Source organism: Dyella tabacisoli (assembly GCF_003350925.1).
GTDB classification, from domain to species: domain Bacteria; phylum Pseudomonadota; class Gammaproteobacteria; order Xanthomonadales; family Rhodanobacteraceae; genus Dyella_C; species Dyella_C tabacisoli.
The window spans coordinates 231,728-256,181 of the sequence record NZ_KZ857177.1 but is presented as its reverse complement, the minus strand read 5'-3'; the positions used below and the strand labels follow the sequence as shown (position 1 = coordinate 256,181).

At 60.5% G+C, this 24,454-nt stretch carries 21 protein-coding genes and 1 riboswitch; of the genes, 6 read left to right on the top strand and 15 right to left on the bottom strand.

Translation table 11 applies throughout. The annotated features are described in order from the left end of the window. Window positions 1–54 precede the first annotated feature (54 nt). A complete protein-coding gene (locus DVJ77_RS13075; RefSeq protein WP_114845957.1) occupies window positions 55–1,269 on the bottom strand; it encodes a YncE family protein in 1,215 nt (404 codons plus the stop codon). 57 nt (window positions 1,270–1,326) lie between these two features. Then, entirely contained in the window at window positions 1,327–2,157 is an 831-nt protein-coding gene (locus tag DVJ77_RS13070; RefSeq protein ID WP_114846104.1) for a creatininase family protein, read from the bottom strand. 182 nt (window positions 2,158–2,339) lie between these two features. Here DVJ77_RS13070 and DVJ77_RS13065 point away from each other — a divergent pair, with 182 nt between their 5' ends. From DVJ77_RS13065 to ykgO, 3 genes are all read left to right on the top strand, one after another. Next, on the top strand, window positions 2,340–4,358 hold the full coding sequence (locus tag DVJ77_RS13065) for an NADPH-dependent 2,4-dienoyl-CoA reductase (RefSeq protein ID WP_114845956.1): 2,019 nt from the start codon (window positions 2,340–2,342) through the stop codon (window positions 4,356–4,358). A gap of 219 nt (window positions 4,359–4,577) precedes the next feature. After that, window positions 4,578–5,489 carry a LysR substrate-binding domain-containing protein gene (locus DVJ77_RS13060; protein WP_114845955.1) on the top strand — a complete coding sequence of 304 codons (912 nt, stop codon included), beginning with the start codon at window positions 4,578–4,580 and terminating at the stop codon, window positions 5,487–5,489. 61 nt (window positions 5,490–5,550) lie between these two features. Further along, entirely contained in the window at window positions 5,551–5,676 is a 126-nt protein-coding gene (gene ykgO / locus DVJ77_RS13055; protein ID WP_010342887.1) for a type B 50S ribosomal protein L36, read from the top strand. Between the two features lie 69 nt (window positions 5,677–5,745). Here the strand turns inward: ykgO and DVJ77_RS13050 are convergent, their stop codons facing one another. The 5 genes from DVJ77_RS13050 to carA all read right to left on the bottom strand — a co-directional run bounded on the left by DVJ77_RS13050 (window position 5,746) and on the right by carA (window position 12,340). Further along, window positions 5,746–6,255, bottom strand: a complete 510-nt coding sequence (locus tag DVJ77_RS13050; RefSeq protein WP_380039338.1) for a hypothetical protein — start codon at window positions 6,253–6,255, stop codon at window positions 5,746–5,748. Between the two features lie 15 nt (window positions 6,256–6,270). Continuing rightward, entirely contained in the window at window positions 6,271–7,401 is a 1,131-nt protein-coding gene (locus tag DVJ77_RS13045; protein ID WP_114845953.1) for an MGDG synthase family glycosyltransferase, read from the bottom strand. A 109-nt stretch (window positions 7,402–7,510) separates the two neighbouring features. After that, window positions 7,511–7,987 (bottom strand): transcription elongation factor GreA, encoded by a 477-nt coding sequence (gene greA, locus DVJ77_RS13040; RefSeq protein WP_114845952.1) that lies wholly within the window; start codon window positions 7,985–7,987, stop codon window positions 7,511–7,513. Beyond that, window positions 7,984–11,211 (bottom strand): carbamoyl-phosphate synthase large subunit, encoded by a 3,228-nt coding sequence (gene carB, locus DVJ77_RS13035; RefSeq protein WP_114845951.1) that lies wholly within the window; start codon window positions 11,209–11,211, stop codon window positions 7,984–7,986. The genes greA and carB overlap by 4 nt, the downstream gene beginning before the upstream one ends. A gap of 1 nt (window position 11,212) precedes the next feature. After that, window positions 11,213–12,340 carry a glutamine-hydrolyzing carbamoyl-phosphate synthase small subunit gene (gene carA, locus DVJ77_RS13030; protein WP_114845950.1) on the bottom strand — a complete coding sequence of 376 codons (1,128 nt, stop codon included), beginning with the start codon at window positions 12,338–12,340 and terminating at the stop codon, window positions 11,213–11,215. A gap of 217 nt (window positions 12,341–12,557) precedes the next feature. On the opposite strand from carA, the gene DVJ77_RS13025 reads away from it, so the two are divergent. Both DVJ77_RS13025 and DVJ77_RS13020 read left to right on the top strand, forming a co-directional pair. Then, window positions 12,558–13,253, top strand: coding sequence for a 2OG-Fe(II) oxygenase (locus DVJ77_RS13025; protein WP_114845949.1), 696 nt, complete (start codon window positions 12,558–12,560; stop codon window positions 13,251–13,253). Window positions 13,254–13,386: 133 nt separating this feature from the next. After that, window positions 13,387–14,145 (top strand): tetratricopeptide repeat protein, encoded by a 759-nt coding sequence (locus tag DVJ77_RS13020; protein ID WP_114845948.1) that lies wholly within the window; start codon window positions 13,387–13,389, stop codon window positions 14,143–14,145. 7 nt (window positions 14,146–14,152) lie between these two features. On the opposite strand, the gene DVJ77_RS13015 is transcribed toward DVJ77_RS13020, so the two are convergent. The 8 genes from DVJ77_RS13015 to hrcA all read right to left on the bottom strand — a co-directional run bounded on the left by DVJ77_RS13015 (window position 14,153) and on the right by hrcA (window position 22,588). Next, the gene (locus tag DVJ77_RS13015; RefSeq protein WP_114845947.1) at window positions 14,153–15,160 is read right to left on the bottom strand and encodes a sodium:calcium antiporter; all 1,008 of its coding nucleotides are present in this window, start codon (window positions 15,158–15,160) and stop codon (window positions 14,153–14,155) included. 113 nt (window positions 15,161–15,273) lie between these two features. Then, a riboswitch (yybP-ykoY riboswitch) is annotated at window positions 15,274–15,421 on the bottom strand. Between the two features lie 51 nt (window positions 15,422–15,472). After that, window positions 15,473–15,907, bottom strand: a complete 435-nt coding sequence (locus DVJ77_RS13010) for a hypothetical protein (protein WP_114845946.1) — start codon at window positions 15,905–15,907, stop codon at window positions 15,473–15,475. 242 nt (window positions 15,908–16,149) lie between these two features. Further along, window positions 16,150–16,959: a 4-hydroxy-tetrahydrodipicolinate reductase gene (gene dapB / locus DVJ77_RS13005; RefSeq protein ID WP_114845945.1), complete on the bottom strand. Its 810-nt coding sequence runs from the start codon at window positions 16,957–16,959 to the stop codon at window positions 16,150–16,152. Between the two features lie 104 nt (window positions 16,960–17,063). Then, window positions 17,064–18,188: a molecular chaperone DnaJ gene (gene dnaJ / locus DVJ77_RS13000; protein ID WP_114845944.1), complete on the bottom strand. Its 1,125-nt coding sequence runs from the start codon at window positions 18,186–18,188 to the stop codon at window positions 17,064–17,066. Next, window positions 18,185–18,802, bottom strand: coding sequence for a TMEM175 family protein (locus DVJ77_RS12995; RefSeq protein ID WP_225427983.1), 618 nt, complete (start codon window positions 18,800–18,802; stop codon window positions 18,185–18,187). Before DVJ77_RS12995 ends, dnaJ begins: the two co-directional genes overlap by 4 nt. A gap of 26 nt (window positions 18,803–18,828) precedes the next feature. Continuing rightward, the gene (gene dnaK, locus DVJ77_RS12990) at window positions 18,829–20,754 is read right to left on the bottom strand and encodes a molecular chaperone DnaK (RefSeq protein WP_114845942.1); all 1,926 of its coding nucleotides are present in this window, start codon (window positions 20,752–20,754) and stop codon (window positions 18,829–18,831) included. A gap of 156 nt (window positions 20,755–20,910) precedes the next feature. Then, complete coding sequence (gene grpE / locus DVJ77_RS12985; protein WP_114845941.1) at window positions 20,911–21,444, bottom strand: nucleotide exchange factor GrpE; 534 nt, start codon at window positions 21,442–21,444, stop codon at window positions 20,911–20,913. 82 nt (window positions 21,445–21,526) lie between these two features. Then, the gene (gene hrcA / locus DVJ77_RS12980) at window positions 21,527–22,588 is read right to left on the bottom strand and encodes a heat-inducible transcriptional repressor HrcA (protein WP_114845940.1); all 1,062 of its coding nucleotides are present in this window, start codon (window positions 22,586–22,588) and stop codon (window positions 21,527–21,529) included. 185 nt (window positions 22,589–22,773) lie between these two features. Here hrcA and recN point away from each other — a divergent pair, with 185 nt between their 5' ends. After that, on the top strand, window positions 22,774–24,450 hold the full coding sequence (gene recN, locus DVJ77_RS12975) for a DNA repair protein RecN (protein ID WP_114845939.1): 1,677 nt from the start codon (window positions 22,774–22,776) through the stop codon (window positions 24,448–24,450). The last annotated feature ends 4 nt before the right edge of the window (window positions 24,451–24,454 follow it).

The following is a 24,454-nucleotide window of genomic DNA, read 5'->3' as shown; positions in this document are numbered from 1 at the left end:
CCGCCCCCTGATCGGCGCATCAGCAGCGGTTGCGCCGGCAACCGCTGCCCGACTTCAGCGCATATTTCCCGTGTGGCCCAACGAATAACGCCCCGGCTGCGGCCATACGGTCAGACCATGCGGCTCCATGCCGACCTTGATGGACTTGACTGCACCGGTAGTCGTATCGATGGCGTAGACCATGTCGTCAAACCGGCCCGACAGCCATAGCGTTTTGCCGTCAGCACTGACATTGCCCATATCCGGGCTGCCGCCGCCTGGAATCGGCCACGTCTGCACCACCTTGCCGGTGCTGAAATCAATCACGGCCACACTGCCCTTGCCGCGAACCACCTGGCCGTGATGACCCTTGCCATGACCTTGCGGCTGGGCGGGCCCATGAATACGGTTGGAACCCCGATTGGAGACGTACAAGCGGGTGCCGTCACGGCTCGGGTACAGCCCGTGCGCACCAACGCCAGTCGCGACGAAGCCGACTTTGGTGAAATTGTCGCCATCGACCACGAATACGCCATCAGCCATCATGTCGGCGACATAGAACACCTTGCCGTCCGGTGAGATGCGAATATCTTGCGGCATGCCTTTAGCGGCCAGTTGCAGATAGCCGGCCACCTTGCGGTTCACCAGATCGATCTTCGCAATGCCGCCGCTGAACTCGCAGGTGAAGATCGCGTATTTGCCGTCAATCGCAAAGTCGGCGTGATTGATGCCCTTGCACTGCGGCACCTCCAGGCTCGATTTCAACGCCATCGTGTGCGGATCGCGAAAATCGAGCCGTGCATGCGCCTCAGCCACGACGATGGCCTCCTTGCCGTCCGGCGTGAAGTACATGTTGTAGGGGTCATCGACCGGGACCGACTCGCCAGGCTTGCCCGTCTTCGGATCAATTGGCGTCAGGCTACCGCCCGCCTGCCCCTCGTCATTATTCGCCACCCACAGCGTTTTCAAATCCCACGCAGGAACCACGTGCTGCGGGCTATGGCCGACCTTGAACTTGTCGACCACTTTGAAGGTAGCCGGATCGATGACGTAGACATCGTTGGAGCGAAGATTAGGCACATAGACACGTGGCAATGCCGATGCCACGGCGGCACTGAGATGGGTGGCGCCCGCCTCACTATAAAGATTGGCCGGGTTTACCACTGGCGCCATACCCGGCACCGTAGTGATGGCCGAAGCCGCAGTCACGCTGGACATAATGCCTAGACCGGCTAAAGCGATACCGATCAACGGCACGAGACGCGAGCAACGACGAGTATTTAAATACATGGAACACCTTTATCCAGAAGCATGATGAGTGCAGTGAGTCACCAATCGGTGAACCCATCAGCGACCCGCAGTATCTCTCTTAATCGCACTGATGGTTTGCGTCACGATCATATCGACGCCCATTTGCCCGAGCTCGGCCGTCGCACGGTGCGGATCGCCGCCATAGACACCGTCGGCCGACCCCAGTTTCGAATCATTGCGCAATCGATCTTGCCGAACCATCTGCGGCGCTACGGCGAGTTGCAGCGAGGTATCGGCAAGCCCGGCATGGGTGCCGATCTCGGTATCGCGATAACCGCGCTGACGCAGTATTTGTGCGTAACCGTCCGAGCTTGCGCTGTAGTACTCCGGCGGCGCGAAGGCCTTGGCTGTCGTACCGGACCATGCCTTGTTGAGCCGAGCGACCACTCGCTTGATGTCCGCCTGATAACCGCCGTGATCGCCTAGAAAGACGATATGGCTGAATCCGTGGATCTTGAAGCTGTTGGCGGCGGACTCAAGTGTTTTCTCGAAGGTGTCGTCCGCTACGGTGATGGTGCCGGGAAAGCGCATATGCGAGGTAGGCGGTGCATAGCCGCCCTCAGGAACATAGGCGATCACCGGTGCGACGAGTGCATTGTCCAGCCCTCGCGCAATCCGCTGCGACAATGCCAGCACCCGCGCGTTGTGCTTGCCGACGGCGACATCAGGGCCGCTTTGCTCAGTCCCACCGATGGGAATGATGATGGTGGTCTTGCCCGCCTGAATCTGGTCCCGCAACTCAGTCCAGGTCAAATCCTCAAGCAATACCGTTTTCGGCGTCTGTGCCGGCACCGCCTGCACGAGAACCATCTGGATCACAGTCAGAAAAACGATGCCGGCGAAGGCCCGTCGCAGAGATGGCCGCATGAAAAGTGTTTTTATGAAATGCATACCCGATTATCGAGGATGAGGCCAAGGATGTGCATCGTTGACAAGCTGACTCCGATAGCTGCCGTACATAGACAAGCCAGCCTGAGTCCGCAAGGCAAGCTTGCATTTATGCCCTGACCCGTGCAGATTCATACGATCGTTTCAATCCGGCCAGCCGCATGCGCTATCCCCGTCTATTCACACCGCTCGATCTGGGCCATACCACCTTGCCCAATCGCATTCTGATGGGCTCGATGCATACCGGACTGGAGGACAAGGCCAGCGACTACGACAAACTGGCTGTGTATTTCGCCGAGCGCGCTCGTGGCGGTGTCGGTCTGATGGTTACCGGCGGCATCGCACCCAGCATCGAGGGCTGGCTAAAGCCCTTCGGTGGCCGCTTGTCGATGCCGTGGCATGTAGCCAGGCATCGCAAACTGACCAGCGCCGTGCATGCGGAAGGAGGCCGGATATGCATGCAGATTTTGCACGCCGGCCGTTACGGCTATCACCCGCTGTCGGTAGCACCCTCGAAGATCAAGTCACCGATTACTCCATTCACTCCACGCGCACTGTCCTCCCGTGGCGTAGAGCGCAGCATCCGCGACTTCGTCAACTGCGCCCGATTAGCTCAAGAAGCAGGCTACGACGGCGTCGAAGTGATGGGCTCGGAGGGGTATCTCATCAATCAGTTTCTCGCCGAGCGCAGCAATCGGCGCAACGACGCCTGGGGCGGCGATGCCACTCGGCGCATGCGCTTGCCGCTAGAGATCGTGCGACGCACTCGTGAAGCGGTAGGGCGCGACTTCATCATCATCTACCGTCTGTCGATGCTCGATCTGGTCGATGGCGGACAAGACTGGAGCGAAATCGTCACCCTGGCCAAGGGCATCGAAAGCGCCGGCGCCAGCATCATCAATACAGGTATCGGCTGGCACGAGGCGCGCATACCCACCATCGTCACCAGCGTGCCGCGTGCGGGATTTGCGTGGGTCACCCGCAAGCTCAAAGGCGAAGTGTCGATTCCGCTGATCGCCACTAACCGTATCAATATGCCCGAGGTCGCCGAGCGCATTCTTGTCGAAGGCGAGGCTGATATGGTCTCGATGGCACGCCCGCTGCTGGCCGATCCCGAGTGGGTGCGTAAGGCGCAGACGGACCGCAGCGACCGCATCAATACCTGCATCGCCTGCAATCAAGCCTGCCTGGATCATGTATTCAAAAACCGCCGCGCCAGTTGCATGGTCAATCCACGGGCCTGTCACGAAACCGAACGGCGTATTGAGGCAACCGCTGCACGCAAGCGCATCGCGGTGATCGGCGCGGGGCCTGCGGGCATGGCCTGCGCCAGCACCCTGGCCGAACGTGGTCACAGCGTGACCCTGATCGACCGCGCACCGATGATCGGCGGTCAATTCAATTACGCCAAGCGCATTCCGGGCAAAGAAGAGTTCGAGGAGACTTTGCGCTACTTCCGGCATCGCTTGCAGGATCTTGGCGTGGAGCTACAACTAGGCCAAACCGCTGACCTCGCCTCGCTGCAAATGGGCGGCTATGACGAGGTCGTCATCGCCACCGGCATTACGCCGCGCCATGTGCACTTCGCTGGCAGCGACGATCCGCGCGTGCTGAGTTATTTGGACGTGCTCGCTCACGACAAACCGGTGGGCGCGCGGGTGGCCATCATCGGCGCTGGCGGCATCGGTTTCGATATCGCCGAGTTTCTGGTCGAGCACGCCCCCTCCCCCGCCACCGACGTTCATCGCTGGACACGAGAGTGGGGCGTAGATATGCACCTGGACACCCGCAGCGGCCTGCTGCCGCCGCAACCGGAGGCTCCGGCCCGGCAGATCTGGTTGCTGCAACGGAGCAAGGGCCGTCTAGGCGCCCGCCTCAATAAAACCACTGGCTGGGTTCACCGCACCACGCTGAAGGCCAAGCGCGTCGCCATGCTTGGCGACGTCGGCTACGAACGCTTCGATCATCAAGGCCTGCACATTACGGTAGCCGGCAAAGCCCAGATTCTGCCCGTCGATAATGTGGTGATCTGTGCCGGCCAGGAGCCCAATCGCAAGCTGGCCGACGCCTTGATCGCCGCCGGCATCAAGACCCATGTAATCGGTGGCGCCGATGTGGCTGCCGAGCTGGACGCCAAGCGAGCGATTGCCCAAGGCACTCAGCTCGCTACCAGCCTCTAATCAGGAAGGGCTGCGGGCGAAAAAGAAAGCGCCCCGCTAGGCGACGCCTCGATAACGGTTCAGGGGGAGGGAGACCGTATATCGGGGGGATAGCGTCGCTGCGGGGCGGGGGTCGCCGCCACCTGGGGGGAGGGGACGGTGGCGGGACCAGGCAATTATAGGTCGACGCCGCAACGAAACAAATATATATTTATCGCACTACTTATTCGATTTCCCTATATGTTTGATTTCCGCCAGCTACGCTATTTCATCGCTGTCGCCGAGGAATTGAGCTTTAGCCGCGCCGCGCAGCGCCTGCATCTCTCCCAACCCCCTTTATCGCAGCAGATTCAAGCTCTTGAGAGAGATCTTGGAGTACGACTGCTTGACCGCGACAAACGCAACGTCGCCCTGACCGACCCGGGCCGGGTGTTTCTGGAGCAGGCCCGGCAAATCCTCGCCAAGGCCGATGAAGCACGCACTCAGGTGACTGAGGCTGCCGCAGGCTTCAGCGGGCAGTTGCGGCTGGCCTATACGGTATCGGTCACCTTTCATCCGGCGCTGCCGGAAACTCTGCTGCGCTACGGCCAGCTCGCGCCGAATGTGCGCGTACGGCTCAGCGAGATGTACACCGAGTCGCAATTCGACGCCCTGCTCGCCAGCCAACTCGACGTCGGTTTTGTGCGCGATGAACCTAAACATGAAGACGATCGGCAGGCGCTACGGCTGGATTTGATCGATCGCGAGCCGTTGCTGCTAGCCCTGCCCTCGGGCCACCCCTTGGCCGGTCGCAGCAGTGTCAGCTTGCGCGAGGTCTCCAACGAGGCCTTTGTGGTACAGCCACGCGAATTAGCCGCCACGCTGTATGACCGCCTGGTGCATATCGCGATAAAGGCGAATTTTCACCCATTGATTCGCGTGCATGCCCAACAGATCAACGGCTTGCTGGTGCTGGTCGCCGCGGGCATGGGCCTGGCGCTGGTGCCTGCTTCCATGAGCACCGTCAGCCTGACGGGGGTGAGTTATGTACCCCTGGATGACCCGGACGCTTATATGCTGTTGGCGGTAGCCAGCCGCGCGGATGACACCTCGCCGGTGGTGGCAAAATTCCTATCCACGCTAACTGAATCCAAACGGGCTGTGGACTTGTGATAAGCCATTCAAACGATTACACTTCCGCGCTTATCTTATCCATTAGTTTCAGGAGCTGGCCGTGAAGGTGCTTTCCTCTTTGAAGTCCGCCAAGGCGCGGCACCGTGACTGCAAGGTCGTGCGCCGTCGTGGCAAAGTGTTCGTGATCTGCAAGAGCAACCCGCGTTTCAAGGCTCGTCAGCGCTGATTTAAGCTGCGACGTGTCGATAAAAAAGGCCGCGAAAGCGGCCTTTTTTGTGCTCGGCGTTCGGCGTGGCTACGCCGGTCGGCGTAACGGCCCACGGCATGACAACCAGAACAAGACTGCCGACACGGCCAACGAAATCCAATAATCGGTCGGCGCCATACCCCACCAATGGATATGCCACGGAATAAAGCGCGGTGCGAAGTGCGCCCAGCCGAAAGCAGGGTTGAGCACGAACCAGAGCAAATCCTCGGTAATCCAAAACAGCATGATGCAAGCCAACGCGCGCGCCTCAGCGCGCCAACTCCAGCGCCCGGCGAACACCAGCGGAAAATGAAAAAACAGCGCCACACAGGGGAAAATCCATGCGTGATAGCCCGTCATCGGCCGGCCCCCCCAAAAGATGTCGAGCAGCCAATGATGTTCGATGCGCCAGGTCGGCAGATTCGCCGCCCAACCCGCGCCGCCTTCGATCTGGATTTCCACATTGGCGAAAAAGAACGCCAACAGTACCGTCCACAGAATGGTCAGCCACAAGACCCATGGCCGGGTTGAAACTTCATTGCCAGTACGAATACTCAAATCCATTCAGCGCGTCTAATTAAGCTGCTTAAGCACGATATCCAATACGTGCTGCGCTGCTTGCGGTCGGCCCAGGCTACGGGCACGCGCCCGCATCTGCTCTAGCCGCTCAGGCTCGGCGAGCAACAGGCGCACCCGATATTCAAGCGAGATCAGATCTACTGCCTTGAGTGCCGCCCCCTGCTCCAGCAAGTAATCGGCGTTGCGTTCTTCCTGGCCTGGAATCGGTGCATTCACCACCATCGGCACGCCCATCGCCAGGCACTCAGAGGTGGTCAAGCCACCCGGCTTGGTGATGACCAAATCCGAACAGGCCATCAATCGCTCTACCTCATTGGTAAAGCCGAAAGGAAACAAGCGCCCCGCATGCTCGCTGGCGATAGCTTGAAGTTTTTTCAGCGCTGCCTCATTGCGGCCAGCAAGCACAATCAACTGAAAATCATGCTCCAGCCGCATCAAGGCCGCAGCCACCTCATCGAGCTTGCCCATGCCTGCGCCACCGCCCATCAGCATGATGGTGCGCCGCGCCGGATCGAGGCCGAAGTGTTTCGCACAAGCCTGACGATCCTGCGGCAAGGCAAATGCCGGCACCACCGGAATACCGGTCGTATGGACGCGTTCGGCCTCGATGTGATTGGCGCGCATGCGAAAAGCGATTTCGTCGCTGGCAGCGAAAAAACCGGTCATCCGCGGAATCACCCACATGCCGTGCAGATCGAAGTCGGTGACTTGCACCCACACCGGCACCTTCAATCGCTCGCGCCGAATCTCATGCATCAGGATTTCGGCCGGCAAGAAATGCGTGCATACGATGGCATCGGGCGCGAACGCATCGATCGCCCGACATAACGCACGCGTGCTCAATCGTTCGGCCGCACGCCGCAACTTTTGCGAAGGGCTGCCTGGATCGGCTTCATTCGTGCTCTGGTACAACATGCCCCATAACGTGGGGTAGCTATTGACCAGCTTGATATAGAAATCGGTGTAAAGCTTGCGGAAAGCCGCCGGAACATAGGCCATCACGTCCAGGTGCAAGGTCTGTACATCGGGCAGATTCGCCGCAGCGGTCTGGCGCAATGCCTCGGCGGCGCGTACATGACCCGCACCTGCCGAGACGCTGAGAAAAAGAATCTTCCGCTGAGACATCATCTCTATCCTTTGCACATATCCATGAGGCAAGAACCGATCAGGCCATCAAACTGCTTTTTGCGCGGCCGCTATGCCGCCGCGCTATCGCAACACGCTACCCGCAGGCTCAGGAGTAGCGCACGCCGACGATCGCATAGGATTTCACGCCATTGGGCGCGGTGAACTCGAAGTCGTCGCCGTTGTTCTTGCCGATCAATGCACGCGCAATCGGCGATGACACCGCGATCAGGCGTTGCTTGATGTCCGCTTCGAGATCGCCAACGATCTGGTAAGTGACCGATTCACCGCTATCGACGTCTTCCAGATCGACGGTGGCACCGAATACCACGCGATTACCGGCAGCCAGACGGCTGACGTCGATCACTTCGGCGGTGGACAAACCTGCCTCCAGCTCCGCAATGCGTCCCTCGTTGAAACCGTGCTGCTCGCGCGCCGCGTGGTACTCGGCGTTTTCTTTCAGATCGCCATGCGCACGCGCTTCAGCAACGGCCGCAATGATGCGCGGCCGCTCGACGGATTTCAGACGCTCCAGCTCGGCACGCAACCGCTCTGAACCAACCTTGGTAATAGGGGCGCGACTCATGCGCTCAGTTCCTTATGCAGTTCCTGCAGGCTATGTACCTCGCCGGTGCCGTGGAAATCCAACGAATGCACCAGTGCGCGAGCGCCCGCTACGGTAGTGGAATAGGTAACGCGATGCTGCAAGGCCTCGCGCCGGATCGAGAACGAGTCGGCGATAGCCTGCTTGCCCTCGGTGGTGTTGACGATATAGACGATTTCGCCGTTCTTGATGAGATCGACGATGTGCGGCCGCCCTTCAGCGACTTTGTTGATCCGCTCGCAAACCACGCCATTCTCGGCCAGGTAACGCGCCGTGCCTTCGGTAGCCACGATACTGAAACCGCGAGCGACCGCATCGCGTACGACCGGCAGCAGGCGATCCTTGTCGGCGTCGCGTACCGATACGAACACCTTGCCCTTGGGCGGGGTCTTGATGCCGGCGGCATCGTGACCGCGCGCGAACGCTGCACCGAAGGTGCGGCCAACACCCATCACCTCACCGGTGGAACGCATCTCCGGGCCGAGAATGGGGTCGACGTTCTGGAACTTCAGGAACGGGAAGATCGCTTCTTTGACCGAGTAGTACGCGGGAATGACTTCGCGCGTCGTGCCCTGCTGTATCAAGGTGCGCCCGGCCATTGCCCGCGCCGCAATCTTTGCCAGCGGCACGCCGGTAGCCTTGGAAACGAAAGGCACGGTACGCGAAGCGCGTGGATTGACCTCCAGCACGAACACCGTGTCGCCTTGAATCGCGAACTGGGTATTCATCAGGCCGATCACTTTCAGCTCTTTCGCCATCACGCTGACCTGACGACGCAACTCGTCCTGTATCTCAGCAGTGAGCGAATACGGCGGCAGCGAACATGAGGAGTCGCCGGAGTGCACGCCGGCCTCTTCGATATGCTCCATGATGCCGCCGACCAGCACATTGCCCTCGGTATCGGCAATGATGTCCACGTCCACTTCGACGGCATGATCGAGGAAACGATCCAGCAGCACGGGGGAATCGTTGGACACTTGCACAGCTTCGCGGATGTAGCGCGACAGATCGGCATCGTCGTACACCACTTCCATGGCGCGACCGCCAAGCACATAGCTCGGCCGTACCACCAGCGGATAGCCGATTTCGCGAGCCAACACCAAGGCCTCGTCCGCATTGCGGGCGGTGCGATTGGCCGGCTGCAGCAGGCCCAGCTTGCCGATCATCTGCTGGAAGCGCTCGCGATCTTCGGCCAGGTCGATCGAATCGGGCGAGGTACCGATAATCGGCACGCCGGCGGCTTCGAGCGCACGCGCCAGCTTCAACGGGGTTTGACCGCCGTATTGCACGATCACGCCCTTGGGCTTCTCCAGCGCGACGATTTCCAGCACGTCTTCCAACGTCAGCGGCTCGAAGTACAAGCGATCCGAAGTGTCGTAGTCGGTGGACACGGTTTCCGGGTTGCAGTTGACCATGATGGTCTCGAAACCGTCTTCGCGCAGGGCAAGCGACGCATGCACGCAGCAGTAGTCGAACTCGATACCTTGACCAATACGGTTGGGGCCGCCGCCAAGCACGATGATCTTATCGCGATCCGTCGGGTTGGCTTCGCACTCTTCCTCATAGGTCGAGTACATGTAAGCCGTGGTGGTGGCGAATTCGGCAGCGCAGGAATCGACCCGCTTGTACACCGGGCGCACGCCCAAGGTGTGGCGCAGGTGACGCATGGCCGCTTCGTCAGTGCCGATGAGCTCGGCCAGACGTGCATCGGCAAAACCCATGCGCTTCAACTCGCGTATGCGCGGCGCATCGAGCGCCGTGATGCCATGCGCCGTCACTTCGTTCTCGGCCAGCACGATGTCCTCAAAGGCAGCGAGGAACCATGGATCGACGCGGCTGAGGTTGTGCACTTCTTCCAGCGAAAGACCGGCGCGGAAAGCATCGGCCAAATGAAACACGCGATCCGGCCGTGGCTCGCGCAGTTCGCGCTTGAGTACCGCCAAGCCGTCTTCGGTGGTGATGTCCAGCCCGGTGGGGTTCAGACCCGTCTTGCCGATCTCCAGCCCGCGCAGCGCTTTTTGCAGCGACTCGTGGAAGCTGCGCCCCATCGCCATCACCTCGCCCACCGACTTCATTTGGGTGGTGAGACGTGCATCGGCGGAAGGGAATTTCTCAAAGGCGAAACGCGGAATCTTGGTAACCACGTAGTCGATGGACGGCTCGAACGACGCCGGGGTCAGGCCGCCGGTGATGTCGTTTTTCAGCTCGTCCAGCGTATAACCCACCGCCAGCTTGGCAGCGATCTTGGCGATCGGGAAGCCGGTGGCCTTGGAGGCCAGCGCCGACGAGCGCGATACGCGCGGATTCATTTCGATGACGACTACGCGGCCATCTTCGGCATTGATGCCGAATTGCACGTTGGAGCCGCCGGTATCCACGCCGATTTTGCGCAGCACCGCGATCGATGCATTGCGCAGGCGCTGGTATTCCTTGTCGGTGAGGGTCTGTGCCGGTGCGACGGTAATCGAATCGCCGGTATGCACGCCCATCGGATCGAGATTTTCGATGGAGCACACGATGATGCAATTGTCCGCCTTGTCGCGAACCACTTCCATCTCGAACTCTTTCCAGCCGAGCACCGATTCTTCGACCAGCACCTCGCCGACCGGCGATAGTTCGAGACCGCGCTTGACGATTTCTTCGAACTCTTCGCGGTTATAGGCGATACCGCCACCCGAACCACCCAGGGTAAAGCTCGGGCGAATGATGGTTGGGAAACCGACCTTGGCCTGTGCCAAGACGGCTTGCTCGAAGGTCCGAACCACTTCGGCCTTCGGGCATTCCAGCCCGATCTCAGCCATCGCTATGCGGAACAACTCGCGATCTTCGGCCATGCGGATGGCTTCGCGCGAGGCGCCGATCAGCTCGACGTTGTACTTCTCCAGCACACCGTTATCGGCAAGATCGAGGGCGCAATTGAGGCCGGTCTGGCCGCCCATCGTCGGCAGCACGGCGTCCGGGCGCTCTTTGGCGATGATCCGTTCCACGGTCTGCCAGTTGATCGGCTCGATGTAGACCGCGTCGGCGGTCTCCGGGTCGGTCATGATCGTGGCCGGGTTGGAGTTCACCAGAATGACCCGGTAGCCCTCTTCCTTCAGCGCCTTACATGCCTGTGCGCCGGAGTAATCGAACTCGCAGGCCTGGCCGATCACGATCGGGCCGGCGCCAATGATGAGGATGCTCTTGATATCAGTACGTTTGGCCATCTCAGCGGGGCTCCTGCATCAACGCAGCAAAACGGTCGAATAAATAGCCGATGTCATGCGGCCCCGGACTGGCTTCAGGATGACCCTGGAAGCAAAACGCCGGTCGGTCGGTGAGCGCAAAGCCCTGCAGCGAACCGTCGAACAACGAGCTGTGGGTGATCCGCACGTTAGCCGGCAACGTCGCCGGGTCCACCGCGAAGCCGTGGTTCTGCGAGGTAATCAGCACGCGGCCGTCGTCCAGGTCTTTCACTGGATGATTCGCGCCGTGGTGTCCAAACTTCATCTTCAGCGTCTTCGCACCCAAGGCCAGGCCCATGATCTGGTGGCCCAGGCAGATACCGAACAGCGGGATCTTGGCGTCGAGGAACTCGCGTGTGGCTGCGATGGCGTAATCACAAGCGGCCGGATCGCCCGGTCCGTTGGAGAGGAATACACCATCAGGCTTCATCGCCAGCACATCGGCAGCCGGCGTTTGTGCCGGTACCACGGTGATATCGCAACCCTGCTCGGCCAGCAGACGCAAAATGTTGTGCTTGGCGCCAAAGTCGTAGGCCATCACTTTGAAGCGCATCTTGGGCTGATTGAAGGCCGTACGATCCAGGTCGTACACACCCTCCTTCCATTCGTAAGATTTGGCGACACTGACCACTTTGGCCAGATCCATGCCGTTCAGACCAGGAAATTCACGCGCCAGGGCCAGCGCGGCATCGGCGTCGACATGCTCACCGGCCATGATGCAGCCACTGAGCGCGCCCTTGTCACGCAGGATGCGGGTAAGCCGGCGGGTATCGATGCCGGCAATCGCCACGATACCGTGACGCTGGAGGTAATCGGGCAGACTTTCGGTGCTGCGCCAGTTACTGGCACGGCGCGGAACATCCCGCACGATCAAGCCGGCCGCGTGCACGGCGGTGGATTCGGCATCCTCGGCATTGATGCCGGTATTGCCGATATGCGGATAAGTCAGGGTGATGAGCTGGCGAGAGTACGAGGGATCGGTAAGGATCTCCTGGTAGCCGGTCATCGCAGTGTTGAAAACGACTTCGCCGACGGTTTGACCAGTCGCGCCCACGGCATGGCCGTGAAACACGCTGCCGTCTTCGAGGGCAAGCAGAGCAGGGATAGGCATCGGGAGAACCGCCTTCGTAGGTGCAGCAAAGTCCGCAAGCCTTAGTACTGCTGGCTTGTGGACCTTGATCGAGGAAAGTTACAGGGCGGGTCGCAATGATAGGTGTGACGAGGCTTTCTGTCCACCGGATAAAGCATGAATGACATGAGATCGTCACACGATGAAGGCAGTGGACAGCGCTACACTAGCGCGCGTCCCTATGGAGATTCACACGCCTATGAGCGCAGCCGTTCTTCTCGATCCTGCCCGTCTCGACCGCCCGGACACGGACATACGACAAGAACCCTTTCCGTTCATGATTGCGCATGGCCAGTTGCCCGACGAGTCGCGCAACGAACTGGAAAGCGACTTCCCCAATTACACCAGCGCCGGATTCTTCCCTTACGACCCCAGCGACTGCGGCCTGTCGATCAACCTGCTGGTACAAAACCTGACCACGCCGGAATTCGCCCGCGCGGTCGGCGGTCGGCTCGGGATCGAGCACCTGGACCAATACCCCACCCTGGTCACCCTGTGCCGCTCACTCAACAAGCGCCACGGCACCATTCACACCGACAGCAAATCCAAGGTCGCCACCGCCCTGCTCTATCTCAATGCGCAATGGCCGGACACCAGCGATGGCTGCCTGCGCTTTCTCAATCGCGTCGATGACATCGACGATCTGGTTGCGCCCGAACTCAAGCCCCTCTATGGCGAATTTGCCGTATTCAAGCGCTGCGACAACTCCTTCCATGGCCACCTGCCCTTTGAGGGCGAACGCCGGGTGATCCAAATCGCATGGCTTACCAGCGAAGAGGAAAAACTGCGCAAGACCAAGCGCGGCAAATTCTCACGCGCCTTCAAAAAGCTGTTCGGCTCACTCGACCGCAAATTAGGTGCGGATCGCGATCGCAACGCCGCGCATCGAAACTGAGTCGGCCCGCACGGCCCAGACACCTACCCTGCAGCGCTAAGAGCCTGTTTGCACTTTATGAGTAGGCTACTCAGAGAGCGTAAACAGGCTCTAATATCCACGGTTTTCCGACAGCAGCGTCCAGGGAAGCGGCATGCCTATCGTTTTGTTCCTTTCCATCGCGCTGCAAGCCGCGTGTGCCATCCACGTCGTCCGCAGCGGCCGTCCGCTGTATTGGGTCTGGCTGATCCTGATCGGCTCTTATCTTGCGGTACTGGTGTACGTGCTCATCGCGGTGATTCCCGATCTACGGCACGATCCGCACGGGCGCAACGTGGCCAGCAAAGCCCTGCAAGCCATCGACCCGCAACGCCGCCGCCGTGAACTAGAACGGCGGCTGGAGTTGGCCGATACGGTAGATAACCGCCGCCACCTGGCCGAAGAGAGCCTGCAACTGGGCGATTACCTCAATGCGCAAGAGCTTTATCGCAGCTTGCTGACCGGCATGTACGCCACCGAACCCGGCTTTATGCTCGGCCTCGCCCAGGCTCAAGCCGGTTGCAACAATTACGCCGGCGCACGAAGCACTCTGGAAGACCTGATCCAGGCCAACCCGAATTTCAAGTCCTGCGAAGGCCATCTGCTTTATGCGCGTTGCCTGGAAGAACTAGGCGAGACCGATGCCGCCCTAAAGGAGTATCGCGTGCTCGCCGACAGCTATCCCGGCGAAGAGGGGCGGTTTCGCTTCGCCTGCCTGCTGCGCAAGACGCAGCATCATGCCGAAGCGCGCCAGGTGTTTGAAGGCCAGCTCAAGCGCGCCAAGTTGATGCCCGCCTATTATCGCCGCAAGGAAGATTCCTGGCTTAAGGCCGCCCGCCGCGAACTCGCTCAACTGGACGAATCCGGCGGGTAGCTCGATATCAACCGGCGCGGCCAAAATGCCAGCCGACAAACACGGCAAATACGGCATAGAGCAAGCCCACCGGCAACAACCAACGCGCATCCACTCGGCCGCGGCGAAACAGCCACCATAAATACACGATGGCGATGCCGGTAAGCGATCCCGCCATCATCAGTGGCGCATCAAACAGCCATGGCGTGGCGAATAGCGCGAGCGAACTGGGAATGGTCGCCTGAATCATCATGGCGCCGGAGATATTCGCCAATGCAAGGCGCTCCTTGCCCTGGCGCACCCAGATCAACGCGTTCACGGTCTCCGGCAATTCGGTCGCCACCGGGCTCAGCACCAAGGCGACTAGATGCGGCGATAGCTGCAGCGCTATACCGATGGCCTCGATCTGTTTGACGAAAGTATCCGAGGCCAATGCGATCACCAACAAAGCCAACACCGTTTGCAGCAAGACCCGCGACATCGCCGGGTCGAGTGCACGCGGCTGAAACTTCAACGGCTCAAGCTCTTCTTCTTCCGGCGCCACGTCGCTGCTATTGAGCTCGCGCCAGACATACAGCGCATAGGCGATAAGAAACATCACACCCAGCCACGGCTTGAACGCAAAAGCGATCAGACCCAAGCCGCATTTGACGACAAAGATGCTCAGAAACCAGGCTTGGTCTCGCGCAAGCCGGCGATGCTCGACGCGCACGATGCAGTCTGCCTGCTGGATGCGCCGTCGGTTTCTCCACAAAGCCAGACCGACCACCGCGTAGGCAATCGTGGCCAACACCAGCGGCCCACCGAGTGCGGCGCCCACACCGATATCTCTTTGCTCAGCCGTCTTGCCGAATACCACGGCGACAAAGGTCACCGCGCTCTCTGGCAAGGCAGTGCCAAAAGCAGCCAGCACGGTACCGGTCGCGGTCGCGCCCAGACTGAGCTTGCGCCCAAACCATTCGATACCGTTGACGAAGTATTCGCAGGCGAAATAAATCGCCCCCGCCGACAGCAGAAACCACAGCGCAGTAAGCATGAAAAAATCCACAGCCGGGCGAGCGGATAACCAATGGCGCATTGACGTCGCTCGCCCGGCAGGGTGAGCACGTCAAGGCCAAAGGTCTCGCCGGGCGGGCACAGTCCTGATCGGAGCTGCGACAACCATTCGTGCCATGAAGCAAAGGCTTACAAGCCACGGCTTCAAGTCTGTTGACACGAATTCCTCTGATGCGAAAGCCCAATATCGACAACCAGGGCTCTCAAGGGGTGAGGATGGCTACTCCCCAATGACAACACGGCCGGGATGGTAACCGTGAAGTGGCGAGGCGACAAGTGAATCGCAGATAGATCAGCCCAATGCAGGCCACACCTGAATCAACCCAAGCCCGTGGACCGCGCCATAGAACAGGCAAAGCAACGAACTCCATAGCGCGAACGCATTGACTCGCTCACGCGCGAACAACAGCAGCGGCACGATGACCAGACCGCGCAGCAAATAGATCGATGTAACAACGCACAACACCGTACGCAGCAGCGGCAACCGCGGCAGCACACCTGCACCAGACAACGCATAGGCGGCCCATATCGCCAGCACGATTGCAATGACGCTGGTAATCGCTGTCGGATACCAGTGACCGGCCTTAGCCAAGTCGACAATACGCTGCCCGGCACCAAAGCGGTCATACCAGGCTGCGCCGCCGAACATAATGCGGATATGCAGCATCGACGCGATCGCGCTGAGTAGCGCGGCCAAGATAAGCAAGGAATGGGGCGTAGTCGTCATAACCTAATGTGCACGATTCACCACAGTAAAAGTTACCCTGCGGCGATCAGACGCGCTGCGCCGGCCTGCCACGGGGAACGGGGAACGGGGAACGGGGAACGGGGAACGGGGAACGGGGAAAAGCCTAAAAAGCAGGAGCAAAAAAGCAAGAGAAAAAACAAAGAAAAATCAAAAAAGAACGCGGATCTGCAATATCCCCCGAACTTCATGTTCCCCGTTCCCCATCCCCCGTTCCCTGCCCTTTACTTAGCCCTGCGTTCGGCCAGCATGGCGTCAAGATCGTAGTTACCTGCCGGCTTGCCGGCCAACCAATACGCTGCCTCGATGGCACCACGAGCGAAAATCGAGCGATCCGTTGCGCGGTGCCCTAATTCCACCCGCTCGCCCTGCCCGATCAGCAAGGCCTGGTGTTCGCCGACGATGTCGCCACCACGCACAACGGCAAAACCGATCGTCCCCGCCGGCCGTGGCCCGGTAAGCCCTTCACGGACATACACCGCATCGTGTTCCAAGGTCGTGCCGCGAGCGTCCGCGGCGGCCTTGCCCAACGCCAGCGCAGTGCCTGAAGGCGCATCTTCTTTGCGGCCGTGATGGGCCTCGACAATTTCCAGGTCCCAATCGCGCAAAGCCGTGGCAGCTTCGCGCAGCAGGCGTGTCAGTACCGCTACGCCGAGACTGAAGTTTGCGGCGCGCAGCAATGGAATACGCTGGTGTGCGTTATCGAGCCGCTGCGTCAGAGACGCATCGAGACCCGTCGTACCGGTGACCAAGGCCACACCGTTCGTTTCGCAATACTCCAATGCCGCGGCCAATCCTGCTGAACCGCTGAAGTCGATAACGGCATCGAGTACGCCGGGGGCAGGCCATGCGGACGAATAACGCAACGTACCTGCATCATCGCCGGTAAACACGGGTGTATTGATCTGCCTGGCATGCGCCGAGGTAATCACCGCTTTCAGTTCGAAACGCGAATCGTCGCGGAGCAGCTCAAGCAAGGCACGCCCCATGCGTCCAGTAGCGCCATTGACGGCAAGGCGAACGGGTGGATGCATGCGATAACTCCTGACGGCCGATGAAACAGCGTGGCTAGTGGCGGCGGCAGTCAGCGGCTACCGACCGCCGACGTCATTTACCGCCGTGATGCTCAAACACAAACTTAGGACGTTACGCGCGACCAAAACTGCTTGACGCCATCGACCCAGGTCTTGGCGCGCGGCATATGCTTGTCAGCAGCGCCACCATCGAACGTAGCCTCAAGCTGCTCCAACAACTCACGCTGCGCCTTGGTCAAGCGCACCGGGGTCTCGACCACTACGCGGCAGATCAAATCACCCGCGCGACCATTGCGTACCGATTTCACACCGCGCCCACGTAAGCGAAATTGCTGGCCGGTCTGAGTTTCGGCGGGGATGTTGATCGGCACCTCGCCTTCCAAGGTCGGCACCGGGAGCTCGACACCCAGCGCGGCCTGCGAGAAGCGGATCGGTACTTCGCAGTACAAATCGTTGCCTTCGCGCTGAAAGATCTTGTGCTCGCGCACACGCATTTCGACATAGAGATCACCGGCCGGCGCGCCGGCCGGACCGGCTTCACCCTGCCCGCTAAGGCGAATGCGATCGCCATTGTCGACACCGGCCGGAATGCGCACGGACAACGAGCGAGTCTCTTCAAGACGGCCTTCGCCACGGCACTGCCGGCATGGCTTTTCAATCACCTGGCCATTGCCACCGCAGTGCGGGCAGGCTTGCTGGATCGAGAAAATGCCGTTTTGCATGCGCACCCGGCCATGGCCTTGGCAGGTTTTGCACTGCACGACCTTGCCATCCTCAGAACCGCTGCCGTTGCAATGATGACAATTGACCTGGGTGGGTACCTCGATCGTCTTCTCGACGCCGAACACGGCCTCTTCCAGATCGAGCTCCATCATGTAGCGCAGGTCGGCGCCGCGGCGCTGACGTCCGCCACCGCCACCGCCGAAAATATCGCCAAAAATGTCCCCGAAAATATCGCCCATGTCGCCAAAACCGGCGCCACCGCCACGACCGCCCATGCCGCCTTCGAAAGCGGCATGGCCGTGCTGGTTGTACATCGCCCGTTTCTGCGGATCGGCCAGCACTTCGTAGGCCTCTTTGGCCTCTTTGAACTTGTCCTGTGCCGCCGGATCATCCGGGCAGCGATCAGGGTGGTACTTCATCGCCAGACGACGAAAAGATTTCTTTAACTCGACCTCGGTGACGCTGCGTTCGACACCAAGGACTTCGTAATAATCACGCTTGCTCATTTCATAATCCGCGATTCAATGCGCCGGTCCGGGATAAACCAGATCGCGGCCACTGTGGCGTAGAGTGCACAAGATATCCACGGCGTAACGAACGCCAGCAAGATACCCAACAAATAAATGCTGGACGCCACCTTGCCCTTCCAATCGGAACCCAAGGCCTGCGCCAGCTCGGACGTTTTACCGCCATTGGCGGCGATCAACGAGTATTGCAAAGGTAGCCAGGCAACGGCACACATAAGCAACACCACCCCGTAAACCGCCACCGGTAGTTTCGCAAAATGGTTCTCGCCCATCCAGCCGGTCGCCGCCGGCATCAGCGACAACCAGAACAGCAGATGCAGGTTGGCCCACAGCACACGCCCGTTGACGGCGTCGGCCATCTTCAGGAAGTGATGATGGTTGTTCCAGTAGATGCCCACGTAGATGAAACTCATCACGTAACTCAGAAACACCGGCCATAACGGCTTGAGCGCTTCAAACTGGTCGCCGTGCGGCACATGCAACTCAAGCACCATGATGGTGATGATGATTGCCAGCACGCCATCGCTGAATGCCTCTAACCGCCCCTTTTCCATCGCCAGCCACCCTCCCCAGAAACGACGAGCGCCCAACACGGGCGCTCGTACGTGTGGACGCGAGCTTAAGACGCTTTACCGTCGTTTTTCACTTCGGTGAACTCAGCGTCGACCACATCGTCCGGCTGCGCCGAACCATGCGGGCCCGGCTGCGCACCGGCATCGGCCTGACCACCGGACTGAGCGGCAGCGTAAAGCGACTGCGCAACCTGTTCGAGCTTCTCGACCTTCGACTCGATCGCAGCCTTATCGTCGCCGCCTTTGACCTTATCCAGATCCGACAACGCGGCCTCGATCGCACTGAGCTGCTCGGCAGGCACTTTGCCGCCGTGCTCTTTCAGCGCGCTGCGGGTGGCATGCACCAACTGATCGGCTTTATTGCGCACGCTTACCAGCTCGTGGAATTTCTTGTCTTCTTCCTTGTTCGCCTCGGCATCGGCAACCATGCGCGCGATCTCGTCCTCGGACAGGCCCGAGCCCGCCTTGATTTCGATTTTCTGCTCCTTGCCGGTTTTCTTGTCCTTGGCCGACACATGCAGGATGCCGTTGGCGTCGATGTCGAAGGTGACCTCGACTTGCGGCATGCCGCGCGGTGCCGGCTCGATGCCCGACAAATCAAACTTGCCCAACGACTTGTTGGCGGTGGCGCGCTCGCGCTCGCCCTGCAACACATGCACAGTCACTGCAGTCTGGTTGTCGTCAGCCGTGGAGAACACCTGCGCGGCCTTGGTCGGCACCGTGGTGTTCTTCTCGATCAGCTTGGTCATCACGCCGCCCATGGTCTCGATACCCAGCGACAGCGGGGTGACGTCGAGCAGCAGCACGTCCTTCACCGAGCCGCCCAGCACGCCGCCCTGAATGGCCGCGCCCGCAGCGACGGCCTCATCCGGGTTGACGTCTTTGCGCGGCTCTTTGCCGAAGAAGTCCTTTACGGCTTCTTGCACCTTGGGCATGCGGGTCTGGCCGCCGACGAGGATCACCTCGTTGACGTCGGACACGCGCAGGCCAGCATCGTTGAGCGCCGTGCGGCACGGCTCGATGGTGCGCTTGACCAGGTCTTCCACCAGGGCTTCGAGTTTGGCACGGGTCAGCTTGATGTTCAGATGCTTAGGACCGGAGGCATCGGCCGTCACGTACGGCAGGTTCACCTCGGTCTGATGCGCGGATGACAGCTCGATCTTGGCGCGCTCGGCCGCATCCTTCAGACGCTGCAGCGCCAACGGATCTTTGCGCAGATCGATGCCCTGATCCTTCTGGAACTCCTCGACGAGATAGTCGATGACGCGCATATCGAAGTCTTCGCCGCCCAGGAACGTATCGCCGTTGGTGGCCAACACTTCGAACTGCTTCTCGCCGTCGACTTCGGCGATCTCGATGATCGACACGTCGAAGGTACCGCCGCCCAGATCGTACACGGCGATCTTGCGATCACCGCCCTTCTTGTCCATGCCGTAAGCCAGTGCGGCGGCGGTCGGCTCGTTGATGATGCGCTTCACGTCCAGACCGGCAATGCGGCCGGCGTCCTTGGTGGCTTGGCGCTGGCTGTCGTTGAAGTAGGCCGGCACGGTGATGACCGCTTCGGTCACTGGCTCGCCAAGATAATCCTCGGCGGTCTTCTTCATCTTCATCAGCACTTTGGCGGAAATCTCTTGCGGCGCCATCTTGCGGCCGTCGGAGGTCTCGATCCAGGCGTCGCCATTTTCATGCGCGCTGATGCCGTAAGGCACGATGTGCAGATCTTTCTGCACTTCGGCATCGGCGAACTTGCGGCCGATCAAACGCTTCACGGCGTAAAAAGTGTTTTTCGGGTTGGTCACGCTCTGGCGCTTGGCCGGCGCGCCCACCAGCACATCGTTGTCTTTGCTGAAAGCGACGATGGAAGGCGTAGTGCGGTCGCCCTCCGCGTTCTCGATGATCTTGACGCTGGTACCGTCCATGACGGCGACACAAGAGTTGGTTGTACCCAAATCGATGCCGATGATCTTGCCCATATCTATGCTCCGAATGCTTTGTGCGGCCCCCGCGGCCGCGATGGTTTTTCAGATGGGGCTCGTGCCTGGCGATTCAATGCTGGCAAGGCCTCCGATGCTCTTCTAGCGGCTGGATCAGGCGCCTCGTTCAGGTCGCCGCCAGCCAGCCGTGCGCGCTCAGTCGTCTTTCGCTACAGCCACCAGGGCCGGACGCAACAGACGATCGTTCAGCACATAGCCCTTTTGCAGCACGCTGACCACGGTACCCGGCGCCTTGCCCGGCGCCTCGACCATGCTGACGGCATGATGGCGATCGGGATCGAGCGGCTGATCGAGTGGATCGACCTGCACCAGACCGTTGTTCTGGGCGATGCGCAGCAACTCCTTCAGCGTAAGGTTGATGCCTTCACGCACCGTGGCAATGTCGCCACCTTCAACCGCCAGCCCGCGCTCCAGACCGTCATAGATCGGCAACAGCTCGTTCAGCAGCTTTTCGTTGGCGAAGCGACGGGCTTGCTCCAGATCTCGCTGCAAACGACGACGCTGGTTCTCCAACTCAGCCTTCTCGCGCAGCACGGTGTCGCGCAGCTCGGTATTACTTGCTTCGAGCTCGGCCATCCGTAGCTTGAGCGTCTCTAACTCAGCGTCCAGCTCACTTTGCATATTGGTATCCGGCGCCCCGCTGGGTGCCTGCGAATCATTGTTCTGCATGAAAAAAACTCCAAACCGTATCCGAGGCCGGCATGACTGCCGACCGTCCATCATCGCGGGGAACCCCGCCTCCCGCAGCGGGTTATAAGGCCGTCGCCGCTCGATTCAAGGCATCGCTAAGTAATCCAGCGGTTGCCTGCACTACCGGAATCACCCGTTCGTAAGCCATCCGGGTAGGACCAATCACCCCGACGGCACCCAATACCCGGCCCTGTGCGCCGTAGCTGGCGGTGACCACGCTGCAACCATCCAAGGCGGTAAAGCCCGACTCCTCGCCGATAAACAAGCGTACGCCTGGGGCCTTGGCGCACACCTCCATCAACTGCAGTAGCTCGTTTTTCTTCTGGAAGGCTTCAAACAGCTCACGCAGCCGGTCCAGATTGGCCAGCTCGGCATACGCCATCAGATTGGTCTGGCCGCTGACCAGCACGTCATCGCCCCCGCTCTGCGGCGCGAATGAGGCGGTAGCAAGCTCCACGGTGCTAGACAGCAGTTGATTGAGCTCACTGCTGGCTTCATGCAGCTCGCGCAGCAGATGCGCACGGATATCGTCCACGCGCTGGCCGGCGAAATGCATATTGAGGTAATTCGCTGCCTGCTCCAGCTCATGCGCCTCGACCGGCTTGGCCAATTGCACGATACGGTTCTGCACCTGATTGTCGGAGAACACCAGGATCACCAGCACCCGAGCGTCCGGCAGCGGCACAAAATCGATATGCCGTAGCGGAAAATCCACCTGGCGCGGCACGGTGACCACACCAGCGAAATGGGTCATCGCCGAAAGCAGGGTCGATACATTGCCGAGCAGATCCAAGGTAGTGGTCGGCCCTAGCGGGAGTTCACGGCGCAACCGGGTCATCTCCTCGCTCGGCAGCGGCTGCAGCTCAAGCAGGCTATCGACGAACAAGCGCAGGCCACGCGGCGTAGGCACGCGCCCGGCCGAGGTATGCGGCGAGGCCACCAGGCCAGCATCTTCCAGATCGGCCATGATGTTGCGGATCGTCGCCGGACTGACATCCAGGCCAGACGAGCGCGACAGCGTGCGCGAGCCTACCGGCTCACCATCGGCCAGGTACTGCGCAATCAACGTGCGCAACAAGCGTCGCGCGCGGATATCTAGGTCAAGGCCAATGAGTTGGGGCATGCGCTGTGGCAATCCGTGAGACAGCAAAGAAATAGGGTCTACCCAGGTAGTTTGCAAGAAATCCGTGGTAACTCGCCCCGTATACAAGCATGGAAACACATCTTCGTTGGCTTTTCGCCCACCCGGTGGGCTTCCACAACCCGTCCCTACCCTTACAATCCCCCGACTTCACACCGCCCCTACCTATGCTCACCTCGCTCTACGTCCGTCATTTTGCTGTCGTCGAAGAAGCCGAGATCCTATTCGGCCCAGGGCTGACTGTGGTCAGCGGCGAGACTGGCGCCGGCAAGTCCCTGCTGGTCGATGCACTCCTGTTGCTGGCCGGCGCCCGCGCTGACAGCGGCATGGTACGCGCTGGCAGCGACCGTGCCGAGCTGGCGGCCGAGTTCGACCTGACCGACCTGCCCGAAGCCCGCGAATGGCTCAAACGTGAAGAACTCGACGAGAGCGACGCTTGCCAGCTACGCCGAGTGATCCGCGCCGAAGGCAGCTCGCGCGCCTGGATCAACGGCCGCCCCGCAAATGCCAGCCAGCTCGGCGAGCTGGCTTCGCTGCTGGTCGAAATCCACGGACAGCACGAACACCAGGCGCTGCTGGCACGCGCGCATCAACTGGCCCTGCTCGATGCCTATGCCGGGCATGACGGCCTGCTGGCGCAATTGCGCGACAGCGCGCAGCAATGGCGCGAGATTGGCGCCCGCATCCGCAAGCTAAGCGGCGGCGAAGATCGCGAACAACGCATCGAACTGCTCCGCCACGAACTCGGCGAACTGGAAAAATGGGCCCTGCCTGCCGCTGAACTGGCAGAACTGGAAGCCAACCACAAACGCCTGGCCAATGCCGACCGGCTCGCCGAAGGTGCCGCCGGGGTAGCTGAGCTGCTTGATGGCGACGGCGAATTCGCGTTGCGTCGCGCCCTGGGCCGCGCGCACGCCGAACTCGGCAAGCTGGCGGTCATGGACGATAAACTCGCCCCGCTGCTGGAATTGCTAGATAACGCCGCCATCCAGCTCGGCGAAGCGGCCGACGGGCTAAGCCACTATGCGCAGGATGTCGATCTCGACCCAGATCGCTATGCCCAGGCTGATACTCACCTCACTCGCCTGCACGAACTTTCGCGCCGTCACCGCCTGCCGGTCGCCGAACTACACGACAAGGCAAGCGCCCTAGGTGCGGAGCTAGCCGAACTCGAAGGCGCTGGCGATGCCTTGGAGCAGTTGGCCAAGCAACGACTGCATCTACAGCAGACCTACGACAACGCCGCCACTGAATTAACCCGCGCACGCACGGCTGCCGCCCTGAAACTCAGTGAAGAAGCCAGCGTATTGATGAGCGAACTTGGCATGGCCGGTGGCCGCCTGGTGGTCGAGCTGGAGCCCACCAACGGTAGCGAACCCGACGGCCAAGGTCGCGAGCGCTGCGAGCTGCTGGTCAGCGTTAACCCAGGGCAGCCACTACGAGCGCTGCGCAAAGTCGCTTCCGGCGGTGAACTGGCGCGCATCAGCCTGGCTATCGAAGTTGCCACCCTGGGTAAAGACACCGTCGGCAGCATGGTTTTCGACGAGGTGGATACAGGCATTGGTGGCGCCGTGGCCGAGGTGGTCGGGCAAAAGCTCCGCTCGCTCGGCGCTCAACGTCAGGTGCTTTGCGTCACCCATCTGCCGCAAGTCGCCGCGCAGGGCCATGCCCATTTACGCGTATCCAAACACAGCGACGGTGCCAGCACACGCACGCAAATCGACAAGCTCGATGCCGGCGGCCGCCGCGATGAGCTGGCACGCATGCTGGGCGGGGTGGAGATCACCCGCGAAACGCGCGCTCATGCCAAACAGATGTTGGAGCGGGCGCAAACAGCGGCTTGAATGA